This is a genomic window from Citrobacter sp. R-1.5.2 (assembly GCF_035064245.1).
GTDB lineage: Bacteria > Pseudomonadota > Gammaproteobacteria > Enterobacterales > Enterobacteriaceae > Citrobacter.
In genome coordinates this window covers 25529-37541 of record NZ_JASEYC010000023.1, presented here as the reverse complement: position 1 = coordinate 37541, position 12013 = coordinate 25529, and the positions used below count along the sequence as shown (strand labels likewise).

Sequence of the window (12013 nt, the reverse complement as noted above, 5' to 3'; positions counted from 1 at the left end):
GCGACGCGCTTTAGCGCTCTGTCGCGAGGTGGCGTATATTACGCTTTCCTCTTTCAGAGTCAACCCTCATTTTCAGGTTTTTCTCTTCAACCGACCGGGCTGTTTGTGTGAAGTAATTCACATCTGCCGTGTCGATGGAGGCGCATTATAGGGAGTTTCCTTCAGCCCGCAACCCTTAAATGACAGAAAAATGACTGACTGCTGCATTCCACAGCAAAAGCCCGCCTTATACCCATTTACACACAGAGTTATCCACAAACTGTCCCCTCCTTTCTGCGATCATCTCTCTGCCAAAGCGGCGTTATATAGGAAGAAGCAGGGGTTTGAATCGAAAATTAAAAATTCGCGAGCGTTGCGCAAACGTTTTCGTTACAATGCCACCGCACAACAAGGATGCCCCGTAAGGGGCGTTAGCTGAGTTTTTACGCAAGAATTCACCTAACGCTCTCTGTAATAGTCAAATCCAGGGGATTTACCATGCAACAACGTCGTCCAGTCCGCCGCGCTCTGCTCAGTGTTTCTGACAAGGCCGGTATCATCGAATTCGCTCAGGCACTTTCCGCACGTGGTGTGGAGCTGCTTTCTACAGGTGGCACCGCACGCCTGTTAGCAGAGAAAGGTCTGCCAGTGACCGAAGTTTCCGATTACACCGGTTTCCCGGAAATGATGGATGGACGCGTAAAGACCCTGCATCCAAAAGTACACGGTGGCATCCTCGGTCGTCGCGGCCAGGACGATGCCATTATGGAACAGCACCACATTGCCCCTATCGATATGGTTGTCGTTAACCTGTATCCGTTCGCCGAGACCGTTGCCCGTGAAGGCTGCTCGCTGGAAGATGCAGTAGAGAACATCGATATCGGCGGCCCGACCATGGTGCGCTCCGCAGCCAAGAACCATAAAGATGTTGCCATCGTGGTGAAGAGCAGCGACTACGACGCCATTATTAAAGAGATGGACGCTAACGAAGGCTCTCTGACCCTAGACACTCGTTTCGATCTGGCGATTAAAGCTTTCGAACACACCGCCGCCTACGACAGCATGATTGCCAACTACTTCGGCAGCATGGTTCCGGCTTACCACGGCGAAAGCAAAGAAGCCGCCGGTCGCTTCCCGCGTACGCTGAACCTGAACTTCATTAAGAAGCAGGATATGCGCTACGGTGAGAACAGCCACCAGCAGGCAGCCTTCTATATAGAAGAGAACGTCAAAGAAGCGTCAGTGGCAACGGCGCAGCAGGTACAGGGCAAAGCGCTCTCCTATAACAACATCGCTGATACCGATGCCGCCCTGGAATGTGTGAAAGAGTTCAGTGAACCGGCCTGCGTGATCGTCAAGCACGCTAACCCATGCGGCGTGGCGGTAAGCACCTCTATTCTTGATGCCTATGATCGCGCCTACAAAACAGACCCAACCTCCGCGTTCGGCGGCATCATTGCCTTTAACCGCGAGCTGGATGCTGAAACCGCGCAGGCCATCATCTCCCGCCAGTTCGTGGAAGTGATTATCGCCCCATCAGCAACTGAAGAAGCGCTGAAGATCACCGCCGCTAAACAAAACGTTCGCGTCCTGACCTGCGGCCAGTGGGCACAGCGCGTGCCGGGCCTCGACTTCAAACGCGTGAACGGCGGCCTGCTGGTGCAGGATCGCGACTTAGGTATGGCTACCGAAGGTGACCTGCGCGTGGTGTCCAAACGCCAGCCGACCGAGCAGGAACTGCGCGATGCGCTGTTCTGCTGGAAGGTGGCGAAGTTCGTGAAATCCAACGCCATTGTCTATGCCAAAGAGAACATGACCATCGGGATAGGCGCAGGCCAGATGAGCCGCGTTTACTCCGCCAAAATCGCAGGGATTAAAGCCGGTGATGAAGGTCTGGAAGTGAAAGGTTCCGCCATGGCTTCCGACGCCTTCTTCCCGTTCCGCGACGGTATTGATGCCGCAGCTGCCGTTGGCGTGAGCTGCGTTATCCAGCCAGGTGGTTCTATCCGCGATGACGAAGTGATTGCCGCTGCCGATGAACATGGCATCGCGATGATCTTCACCGACATGCGCCACTTCCGCCATTAATTCACGGAGCAGACGATGAAAGTATTAGTCATTGGTAACGGTGGGCGCGAGCACGCCCTGGCGTGGAAAGCGGCTCAGTCTCCACAGGTTTCCACCGTCTTTGTCGCACCGGGTAATGCCGGAACCGCACTGGAGCCTGCACTACAAAACGTGGCCATCAGTGTGACCGATATTCCGGCGCTGCTGAGCTTTGCCCAAAACGAGAAGATCGATCTGACTATTGTCGGCCCGGAAGCACCGCTGGTGATAGGCGTGGTTGACGCCTTCCGCGCCGCAGATCTTAAGATCTTCGGCCCAACCGAAGGTGCAGCACAACTGGAAGGTTCTAAAGCCTTCACCAAAGATTTCCTTGCTCGTCATAACATCCCGACGGCGGAGTATCAGAACTTCACCGAGATCGAACCCGCGCTGGCCTATCTGCGTGAGAAAGGCGCGCCGATTGTGATTAAGGCCGACGGCCTGGCAGCCGGTAAAGGCGTTATCGTCGCGATGACTCTCGAAGAAGCAGAAGCCGCCGTACACGATATGCTGGCGGGTAACGCCTTTGGCGACGCGGGCCACCGCATTGTTATCGAAGAGTTCCTCGACGGTGAAGAAGCGAGCTTTATCGTGATGGTCGACGGTGAGCACGTGCTGCCGATGGCCACCAGCCAGGACCACAAACGCGTAGGTAACGGCGATATCGGCCCGAACACCGGCGGTATGGGGGCTTACTCACCAGCACCGGTGGTAACTGATGAAGTGCATCAGCGCACCATGGAACGCATTATTTGGCCAACGGTAAAAGGTATGGCGGCGGAAGGGAATACCTACACAGGTTTCCTGTATGCGGGTCTGATGATCGACAAACAGGGTAATCCAAAGGTTATCGAGTTCAACTGCCGCTTCGGCGATCCGGAAACCCAGCCGATCATGCTGCGCATGAAATCGGATCTGGTCGATCTGTGCCTCGCAGCCTGTGACGGCAAACTGGATGAGAAAACCTCCGAGTGGGATGAGCGTGCTTCTTTGGGCGTGGTCATTGCCGCGGGCGGTTATCCTGGCAACTACCACACGGGTGATGAGATCCACGGTTTGCCGTTAGAAGAAATCGAAGGCGCTAAAGTATTCCATGCGGGTACGAAATTGTCAGATGACGATCGCGTGCTGACCAACGGCGGTCGCGTACTGTGCGCCACCGCATTGGGGCATACCGTTGCCGAAGCACAGAAACGCGCTTATGCCTTAATGACCGATATCCGCTGGGATGGCAGTTTTAGCCGTAACGACATCGGCTGGCGCGCCATTGAACGCGAGCAGCGCTAACGCGAAATTTTCGCCAGCAGCGTTTTGCGAGTAATACCTAACTGACGGGCGGCTTCTGTTTTGTTGCCGCCCGTTTTTTCCAGCGCCGCCAGGATCACCTCTTTTTCAACATCCACCAGCGGTTGGATCTCACCACTGAACTCAGCTTTTATCGGTGTTGCTGCGATTGCCATCGGCAGCTCACGCTCAGAGATATATTCCCCCGTCAGCAACACTACCGCCCGTTCAATCGCATTTTCCAGCTCGCGAATGTTCCCCGGCCAATCATAGTGGATCAACAGATCCATCGCCTGTGGCGTAAAGCCTTTCACCGCTTTGCGGTTACGTTCGGCAAAGCGCTGGAGAAAATACTCAGCCAGCAGCGGAATATCTTCCCGACGCTGGCGTAAGGCAGGCATTTCAATGGTGACGACGTTCAGGCGATAGTAGAGATCCTGACGAAAGCGCCCGGCGCTGACTTCTTCCGCAAGGCAGCGATGCGTGGCGGCAATCAGCCGAACATCAACTGCAATAGTCTGGTTGCTGCCAACACGCTGAACTTCCCGCTCCTGAATCGCTCGCAGCAGGCGAACTTGCATCAACGGTGAGATATCGCCAATCTCATCAAGAAATAACGTGCCGCCATCGGCTTCAACAAAGCGCCCTTCCCGGCGTTTATCCGCACCGGTAAAAGCACCTTTCTCATGACCAAACAGCTCGGACTCCAGCAGCGACTCATTAAGCGCCGCACAGTTGAGCGTCACCAGTGGTTTCTCACTGCGCGCGCTGCTGGCATGCAGTGCCCGAGCCACCAGCTCTTTCCCCGTCCCGGAATCGCCATGAATAAGTACTGTGGCGTCCGACGGGGCCACCATCGCAATCTCATTAAGCAGTTGCTGCATCGCCGGGCTTCTGCCAATCATGCCAAACTGCGCAGCCGTTGCCGACGGCAGTTCCGCACCACTTTCCCGCGTATGTGCCAGTGCCTTTTCCAGCGTGTCCTGCAGACGGTCAAAATCCAGCGGTTTGATTAAGTAATCCAGCGCACCGGTTTTCAGTGCTTCTACGGCGGTCTCCACACTGGAGAAAGCCGTCATAATCAACACTGGAATAGCTGGGTTCAGCGCCTTGATCTCTTTGAGCGTCTCGATGCCGTCCATCTCCGCCATGCGCACATCGCATAGCACTAGATCGAAAACATGTTCACGCACCTGCTCCAGCGCCGCGCGCCCGCTATAGGCCAGCGCGACCTCATAACCCCAGCCACGTAGCAGCGCCTGTAAAATAGTGCAGTGGCTGATATCGTCGTCCACCACCAGAATATCGATTTTTCCGCGCGTCATCCTTGTTAATCCTGTTGTTTCGCTTTCGTCGGCAGCCAGAGAGTAAAGACCGCTCCCTTGCCTTCAACGCTTGCCACCTGAATGGTTCCACCATGCTGTTCGATAATGTTCTGCACAACCGCCAACCCCAGCCCCGTACCATCGGCTTTGGTCGTAAAGTAAGGTGTAAATATCGCCTCCAGCTGCTCAGGTGCAATCCCCTTTCCGCTATCGGCAACCACAATTTTAACGCGTTCGGCGCTGCTTTCACTCGCTTCAACCGTAATCGTGCCCTGGTGGCCAATAGCATGAATGGCGTTCAGATACAGGTTCAGCAGAACCTGCGTTAGCCGGTCAGGATCGGCCTGAATGGTTGGTAGTGCAGGATTTACCGTAAACCGTAACTGAATTTCCCGACTTTGAGCATCCTGACTTACCAGATGCAATGAGTGAGTGATGACTTCATTAAGATCCACTTTCTGGAGCGCGAGGTGCGCGGGTTTCACCAGTTCAAGGAGTTCGCTCACCACCCGATTTAAGCGGTCTGCCTCTTTCGCCATGACCTGCGCCAGCTCGTGTGACTCGCCTCCTGCCGGAGTACGTTCGGCAAAATACTTCGCCAGACCTTTGATGGAAGACAGCGGATTACGAATTTCATGTGCAACCCCTGCCGCCAGATGCCCAAGCGCCATCAGTTTTTCTTTCCGCTTCATCGCATCCTGCAATTCCTTGTACGAACGCTGATAGCGCTGGTACCAGAAAAATGTAAGTACCGTTGCCAGCAGTACAGCCGCCAGCGCAGAGAGGACAATCAGCGTGTTACGCCACTCTCTTGCCTGCGTCGCCGCCAGATCACTGGCATCAAAAGCGATAAAAATGGTTTGTGAAGGCGTAGTCATCTGTCCGCTATTGCTGGCACAACGCGCCATGCCATGTCGCCCAGGACCATACATCGGCTGAAACTGGCGATAAATTTCCAGTGCCGGCGTTGTTTCACTGCCGTCCGCAGGTACATCAATGCGCCGCCAGCGTTCTTGTTCCTCTGGCTTTAACTGCCGCAGGACATCCGGTGTATAGAGTGACTTTCCAACCATCGCAGAATTACTGTGAGCCATGATCACACCATGCTCATCCACAACAGCAAACCATAATACGCCCGGCTGCACGGCCATTTCCTCCAACAGCGTCTGCTGCTGAGCATGGTGCATGCGCATACCCATGCCCACACGCGTACCGGACTCCAGGGCACGAATCAGCACACTCCCTTTTTCCAGCAGCGTTTGCCGGGCAGCGTCACTTTCGCGGCCATAATCCCGAATGGTCATGATAGAAAACCAGCCAACTAAAATCAGGATTGCCGCCAGCAAGAATCTGCTCAGCCACTTTGCCGCCGTGTCTTTATACAGACGCATATGCACTTCCTTTCCCACCGTGTCCTTTCTTCGTTTCAGGTATACAGCAGAAATCATGCCATTTTTTACCCCTGATAACCCTGCCCTCGGACACAAACCGCTGAAAGTCAGCGGGTAAAAATGACCCGCTGGTTACGCTCGGGCGAGTCATTTTTACTCACTTTGCACCAGGCACACCACGCGTGATGCCTGCAGAACGGGGGCCTCCAGTCTGGCACGGAAGATGCAATAAGGAATGTAAGATAACCAACAGGAGAACGAATGATGAAACGGAATAATAAACTGGCGCTGATTGTACTCTCGCTGATTGCTCTGGGTTCTACCCCGGCGCTGGCACAACATCACTGGGGGTATGGTGATGGTATGCAGCAACGTGGCGGTACGCCTATGACCACCGAACAACAGGCGGCGGCTCAGAAAATCTATGATGATTACTACGCGCAGACCAGCGCCTTACGCCAACAACTGACATCTAAACGCTACGAATACAATGCGTTACTAACAGCCAGTTCGCCAGACACTGCAAAAATTAATGCGGTAGCAAAAGAGATGGAGTCGTTGAATCAATCGCTGGATGAGCAGCGCGTTAAGCGCGATGTCGCAATGGCACAGGCGGGTATACCTCGTGGAGCCGGAATGGGCTACGGCGGATGCGGTGGTAACTATCGCGGCGGTGGTCATATGGGGATGGGGCACTGGTAAAGGACTTAGTGCCTGATGGCGCTATGCTAATCAGGCCTACAGATGGATAAGGCGCATTTGCGTCACCATCCGGCGTTAAAATGTTTTCTCTTTCGGCTGCCAGTGACAAAAATCCTCATTGGCAACCAGCAGCAACTGTGACCCTTCGGGCGCTTCCAGCCATGCTACGCTCACATCGACTGACGAGCGGCTCTGGCGGCGCTCAATATGGCTTATCGCCCACGAATCTAAATCGGGCTTAATTGTTTCCCCTTCACACGTAGTAACCGTGCGTTCAGCGCCATGCCAGCGTCCCTGATGTAAGACCACACGTCCCTGACGCAGCGCATCGCTGGTCTTGCGGATTTGATCGGCACGATAGCGGTACAACGCGATTTGATCGCTGGAAAGCTGCTGCTTTTGCCCGGCAACTTCACGTTGCATGAAACTCAGTTCGCCGTGGTCATCAAAGCGGATGCGAATATGTTCCGGCGGTTTACTGTAAACATTAAGTTCTATCAGAGAGAGCGTATCTCCCTGCCAGCGGTATTCACTGGTGGTAGTGTCGCCGTTACGCCACGGACTCAATACCGAGAGCAAGTGAACATCGTCACTGGAATCTTTACGCCAGACACGCACCGCCCCCTGCTCGCCAACATAACCGCTGGCCGTGAACGGAGGAAGCTCGGAATGGCGACTACAGGCCGACAGCAACAGCACACCTGAAAGCCAGAGCGTATGACGCCAGATGGACAAAAGGGGCGAAACCGCCCCTTCGTTAAAACTGTTCACTGCCACGCGAATTACTTAACCGCGTCTTTCAGTGCTTTACCAGAAACAAATGCCGGTACGTTAGCTGCGGCGATTTTGATTTCTTTACCGGTCTGCGGGTTGCGGCCAGTGCGCTCAGCACGGTGGTTCACTTTGAAGGTACCGAAACCAACCAGTTGTACAGCATCGCCTTCTTTCAGAGACTCAGTAATAGCAGCCAGAGTGGATTCCAGAGCAGCTTTAGCCTGTGTTTTAGACAGTTCTGCTTTGTCTGCAATTACATCAATCAGTTGAGTCTTGTTCATAAGTTATCCTTACAATGTGTTTATCGCTTGCTAAGCATCGAGTGCGACGGAAATGCCAGAAAAGCACTCTCCTGCATACACGCACCGATAGCCACTTTTTTTCGCCCCCCAAATGTAGACCAGACGGGGGGCGGATGGGAAGCCTTCAGGCACGACAAATCAGGCGTTAAATCACGTTTTGTTGTGTCATTGCTGAAAATTTATACCAATATTGCTCTCACCAGCCTCGCGCAGGTCTGCTCGCAGCCCTTTTATCAGCTCAATATCGCGTTCTTCACAGTCAGCCAAAAGTCGGAATATTTCCCACTGAATATCCCATTCTTGCTCAACGGCAGGGTTTTCTTTTAGCTCTTCATCGGTCATTTCGCGACCGGCCTGGGTCATTTCCAGCATCGCTACTGTGGTAATTGAAGCCTTACTGACTTCAATGGCGTGTTCCAGCGTTTCACCGCTAAGACGTGAATGCATCAATTCGCTTAATGCCACGCAGGCATCAATCGCAGGATAAACACCATACAGATCGTAATCATCTGCCGACGGGATAGCCTCTTCAAACTTTTCCAGTTGGCTGTCGAAATTGATTTTGGCATCTTTAACCGTCAGCGCTTCCCAAATCAAATCCAGGATTCGACGATAAATCTGGCCATCACCAAATTCAGTTTGCTTGCAAAACATCGCGTAGTTGGGATACATGCGCTCGCACAGGCAGGCCATAAACGTAACGTGCTGCCAGCTTTCCAGCTTCTCCAGACGCAAGTGAATCGGGTTTTGTAACATGATGAGTTCTCAAATACGGAAATTAGCGGCAGTTTACCCGATATGGGCCGTTTTTGCTGCAAGCCGCGTAAAAGCCGGGCGTTCAGATGCTACGGCATCCGCCCAGCGTGTTGGTTCTGGCAGACGATAGCCGTTCATACAGCGCTGCACCCACGCCAGGGCACTGTCCATGCTCACGCGGTGACCCGTAGAGATAAACAACGGATTACAGCGTGCTTTGCTGCGCCAGACCCAGGCCAACTGCTCGCCTTTATCCAGCAGCGGCGCTAATGCACCGGGTTCGGCGGCGAGCGGTTCAAACTTGCCGCACAGTCGTTTTTTCGCCACACCAATCGTCGGGACATCCACCAGCAGACCAAAATGACTGGCGACGCCCAGACGGCGAGGATGGGAAATGCCGTGTCCATCGACAAACAGCAGGTCCGGCTTTTGTGACAGCTGTTGCCAGGCGGCCATCAGCGCGGGAGTTTCGCGAAAAGAGAGAAAGCCGGGAATATACGGCATGGTGGTGGCAATACGCGCCACCTTGTATTCAACCAGCTCCAGCGTGGGATATTTCAGCAGAACCATCGCAGCCCGCGTCACTTCACCGCCCTGCTCAAACCCGACATCCGCCCCACCGATCAGATCCGGCGGATCGGTTTCAAGGCGATCCTCTCGGGAAACCGAAGAGGCCAGCTCAAGCTGCTGCGCACGAAGCGACGCGAGATCCATATTGGTTCCTTAGCGGTGGTACTGCGCCGACAACCGATGTACCGCCTCTACGAAGACACCCGCATGTTCCGGCGGCACGTCCTGGTGAATACCGTGACCCAGGTTAAAGACATGACCTTCGCCCTGACCGAATCCAGCCAGAATCGTTGCCACTTCTTCTTCGATACGCGCCGGTGGCGCATACAACATCGACGGGTCCATATTGCCCTGCAGTGCCACCTTATGGCCTACGCGGCGACGCGCGTCAGCAATGTCAGTTGTCCAGTCAAGACCCAGCGCATCGCAGCCGGTTTCCGCCATCGCTTCCAACCACTGACCGCCACCTTTGGTAAACAGCGTCACGGGGACACGGCGACCGTCGTTTTCACGAAGCAGCCCGTCGACAATTTTATGCATGTAATACAAAGAGAACTGCTGATAGTCGCGCCCGGTCAGCACGCCGCCCCAGGTATCGAAAATCATCACCGACTGCGCACCCGCTTTAATCTGCGCGTTAAGGTACAGGGTGACGCTTTTCGCCAGCTTATCAAGCAACAGATGTAGCGCTTTTGGATCGGCATACATCATCTTTTTAATCACGGTAAATGCTTTGCTACTGCCACCTTCAACCATATAGGTCGCCAGCGTCCACGGGCTGCCGGAGAAACCGATCAGCGGTACTTCACCTTTCAGCTCACGCCGAATGGTACGCACTGCGTTCATGACGTAGCCCAGCTCATCTTCCGGGTCTGGAACGGGCAGTTTTTCCACATCAGCCTTACTGGTGACAGGAGAGGTAAAACGTGGGCCTTCCCCGGCTTCAAAATAGAGCCCAAGCCCCATTGCATCCGGGATAGTCAGAATGTCCGAAAAGAGGATCGCTGCATCGAGCGGATAGCGGCGCAGCGGCTGCAGCGTCACTTCACAGGCCAGCTCGGCGTTTTTGCACAGCGCCATGAAGTCGCCCGCCTCGGCACGAGTGGCTTTGTACTCCGGCAAATAGCGGCCCGCCTGGCGCATCATCCATACCGGAGTCACATCAACGGGCTGGCGCAGCAGCGCACGCAGGTAACGATCGTTCTTCAGTTCGGTCATTTTTATCTTCCTTTTAGCGTCAGACCGTCAGTGTATCATTACTCGTTCTTTACTCGTACTCAGCCCGACACATCGCCACGGTATCTTCGATCAGCCGGCGCGCGACGGTACCCGGCGGCGGTAAGAGCGGTAAATCGTCGTAGCGATACCAATTCGCTTCCAGCAGCTCTTTCGGATCGATAACAATCTCACCACTATCATACTCTGCCATAAATGCGGTCATCAAAGATTGCGGGAACGGCCAGGGTTGGGAAGTGACATAGCGCAGGTTTTTCACCTTAATGCCGCTCTCTTCCATCACTTCACGCGCCACCGCCTGTTCTAAGGTTTCCCCAACTTCAACAAAACCCGCCAGCACGGTATGCACGCCATTACGATGGCGAACATGCTGAGCAAGCAGGATGGTGTCATCACGGCGAATAGCGACGATTATGCAGGGAGCAATTTGCGGGTAATAACGTTCACGGCAGTGGCTACAGAGCATCGCCCACTCTGTTTTACTCGGGTGCATGGGATGGCCGCAGTAGCCGCAGAATTTATGCGAGCGGTAGAATTCAGCCAGTTGCACGCCACGTCCGGCCAGTTGAAACAGACCCACATCCTGATCGATAACCTGGCGCACTGAGCCCATATCATGCCGACGCGGCTGCTGCACCAGCCAGACAGTATCCCCTTCCCATTCGCCTATTGGCAGGGCGCGCTGCCCGACTAAATCAAAACGGGTTGCGTCGCCGTAAGGTAGCTCGCCATGAGGTAACCACAACTTTTGCTCATGACTGACAATCCACCAGCCGCTATCTAATTTTTCAATTATACGATCCATATCTCTTGCGCAACCTTTGCTTCACAGGCATGTTGTTTACATTATCTTTACATTTACGGGTGAGCAGTTTTTTAACACCATCTTGCGGAGTCAATCATGCTAAACCAGCTGGAAAGCCTGACGGAACACGTCAGAGGAAGTAATAAACTGGTTGATCGCTGGCTACATGTACGTAAGCACCTGCTCGTGGCTTACTACAATCTGGTTGGCATTAAGCCTGGCAAAGAATCGTACATGCGACTCAATGAAAAAGCGCTGGATGATTTTTGTCAAAGCCTGGTCGATTACCTCTCCACCGGACACTTCAGTATTTATGAACGTATTCTCCATAAATTGGAAGGAAACGGGCAGCTTTTAAAAGCCACTAAAATTTGGCCACTGCTGGAAGCCAATACACAGCAGATTATGGACTACTACGATTCCAGCCTGGAAACAGCCATCGATCATGATAACTTCCTTGAATTTCAAAGCGTGTTATCGGATCTCGGCGAAGCACTGGAAGCACGATTCGTGCTGGAAGATAAGCTGATTATGCTGGTATTTGACGCCATGCACGACAGCGACGCGCTCAAACGTCATGCTTGAGATTTGCGGCATTAACGCGTAGTTTACATTCATTACCTCTTTACTGAGGTTACTTCTTGTCGGAGTGCTTATTTTCCACAACAGCATGAGTGGAAAAGGCTGAGACCGTTAATTCGGGATCCGCGGAACCTGATCAGGTTAAAACCTGCGAAGGGAACAAGAGTCAATCTGCAATAGCATCGCCCCCGGGCGAGCTTC

The 12013-nt window shown here is 53.8% G+C and carries 12 protein-coding genes and 1 riboswitch; of the genes, 4 read left to right on the top strand and 8 right to left on the bottom strand.

All coding sequences use genetic code 11. From position 1 onward, the window contains the following. Positions 1–477: 477 nt before the first annotated feature. Both purH and purD read left to right on the top strand, forming a co-directional pair. A complete protein-coding gene (gene purH / locus QMN38_RS24420; protein ID WP_323606274.1) occupies positions 478–2067 on the top strand; it encodes a bifunctional phosphoribosylaminoimidazolecarboxamide formyltransferase/IMP cyclohydrolase in 1590 nt (529 codons plus the stop codon). 15 nt (positions 2068–2082) lie between these two features. Further along, a complete protein-coding gene (gene purD / locus QMN38_RS24415; RefSeq protein WP_271442067.1) occupies positions 2083–3372 on the top strand; it encodes a phosphoribosylamine--glycine ligase in 1290 nt (429 codons plus the stop codon). Here the strand turns inward: purD and zraR are convergent. Continuing rightward, positions 3369–4694, bottom strand: a complete 1326-nt coding sequence (gene zraR, locus QMN38_RS24410) for a sigma-54-dependent response regulator transcription factor ZraR (protein WP_271450405.1) — start codon at positions 4692–4694, stop codon at positions 3369–3371. The two genes, purD and zraR, sit on opposite strands and share 4 nt — an antisense overlap. A gap of 5 nt (positions 4695–4699) precedes the next feature. Then, positions 4700–6085, bottom strand: a complete 1386-nt coding sequence (gene zraS / locus QMN38_RS24405) for a two-component system sensor histidine kinase ZraS (protein WP_271457471.1) — start codon at positions 6083–6085, stop codon at positions 4700–4702. 264 nt (positions 6086–6349) lie between these two features. Here zraS and zraP point away from each other — a divergent pair, with 264 nt between their 5' ends. Beyond that, positions 6350–6787: a zinc resistance sensor/chaperone ZraP gene (zraP, locus tag QMN38_RS24400; RefSeq protein WP_323606278.1), complete on the top strand. Its 438-nt coding sequence runs from the start codon at positions 6350–6352 to the stop codon at positions 6785–6787. A gap of 75 nt (positions 6788–6862) precedes the next feature. On the opposite strand, the gene QMN38_RS24395 is transcribed toward zraP, so the two are convergent. From QMN38_RS24395 to nudC, 6 genes are all read right to left on the bottom strand, one after another. After that, positions 6863–7558 carry a DUF1481 domain-containing protein gene (locus QMN38_RS24395; RefSeq protein WP_323606277.1) on the bottom strand — a complete coding sequence of 232 codons (696 nt, stop codon included), beginning with the start codon at positions 7556–7558 and terminating at the stop codon, positions 6863–6865. 11 nt (positions 7559–7569) lie between these two features. Then, complete coding sequence (gene hupA, locus QMN38_RS24390; protein ID WP_001044509.1) at positions 7570–7842, bottom strand: nucleoid-associated protein HU-alpha; 273 nt, start codon at positions 7840–7842, stop codon at positions 7570–7572. Between the two features lie 186 nt (positions 7843–8028). Beyond that, positions 8029–8619 (bottom strand): YjaG family protein, encoded by a 591-nt coding sequence (locus QMN38_RS24385; RefSeq protein WP_003842015.1) that lies wholly within the window; start codon positions 8617–8619, stop codon positions 8029–8031. Between the two features lie 33 nt (positions 8620–8652). Beyond that, complete coding sequence (gene nfi, locus QMN38_RS24380; RefSeq protein WP_271442064.1) at positions 8653–9333, bottom strand: deoxyribonuclease V; 681 nt, start codon at positions 9331–9333, stop codon at positions 8653–8655. Between the two features lie 9 nt (positions 9334–9342). Then, positions 9343–10407 (bottom strand): uroporphyrinogen decarboxylase, encoded by a 1065-nt coding sequence (hemE, locus tag QMN38_RS24375; RefSeq protein ID WP_271450402.1) that lies wholly within the window; start codon positions 10405–10407, stop codon positions 9343–9345. 49 nt (positions 10408–10456) lie between these two features. Next, positions 10457–11230 carry an NAD(+) diphosphatase gene (gene nudC / locus QMN38_RS24370; protein ID WP_271450401.1) on the bottom strand — a complete coding sequence of 258 codons (774 nt, stop codon included), beginning with the start codon at positions 11228–11230 and terminating at the stop codon, positions 10457–10459. Between the two features lie 96 nt (positions 11231–11326). Here nudC and rsd point away from each other — a divergent pair, with 96 nt between their 5' ends. Beyond that, positions 11327–11815, top strand: a complete 489-nt coding sequence (gene rsd, locus QMN38_RS24365; RefSeq protein ID WP_271450400.1) for a sigma D regulator — start codon at positions 11327–11329, stop codon at positions 11813–11815. 50 nt (positions 11816–11865) lie between these two features. Further along, a riboswitch (TPP riboswitch) is annotated at positions 11866–11988 on the top strand. Positions 11989–12013 lie beyond the last annotated feature (25 nt).

Coding starts and splice junctions, on each gene's coding strand:
- rsd (WP_271450400.1), top strand. CDS start 11,327: ATGCTAAACCAGCTGGAAAGCCTGACGGAACACGTCAGAGGAAGTAAT.
- purH (WP_323606274.1), top strand. CDS start 478: ATGCAACAACGTCGTCCAGTCCGCCGCGCTCTGCTCAGTGTTTCTGAC.
- zraP (WP_323606278.1), top strand. CDS start 6,350: ATGAAACGGAATAATAAACTGGCGCTGATTGTACTCTCGCTGATTGCT.
- purD (WP_271442067.1), top strand. CDS start 2,083: ATGAAAGTATTAGTCATTGGTAACGGTGGGCGCGAGCACGCCCTGGCG.
- zraS (WP_271457471.1), bottom strand. CDS start 6,085: ATGCGTCTGTATAAAGACACGGCGGCAAAGTGGCTGAGCAGATTCTTG.
- hupA (WP_001044509.1), bottom strand. CDS start 7,842: ATGAACAAGACTCAACTGATTGATGTAATTGCAGACAAAGCAGAACTG.
- hemE (WP_271450402.1), bottom strand. CDS start 10,407: ATGACCGAACTGAAGAACGATCGTTACCTGCGTGCGCTGCTGCGCCAG.
- QMN38_RS24385 (WP_003842015.1), bottom strand. CDS start 8,619: ATGTTACAAAACCCGATTCACTTGCGTCTGGAGAAGCTGGAAAGCTGG.
- zraR (WP_271450405.1), bottom strand. CDS start 4,694: ATGACGCGCGGAAAAATCGATATTCTGGTGGTGGACGACGATATCAGC.
- nudC (WP_271450401.1), bottom strand. CDS start 11,230: ATGGATCGTATAATTGAAAAATTAGATAGCGGCTGGTGGATTGTCAGT.
- nfi (WP_271442064.1), bottom strand. CDS start 9,333: ATGGATCTCGCGTCGCTTCGTGCGCAGCAGCTTGAGCTGGCCTCTTCG.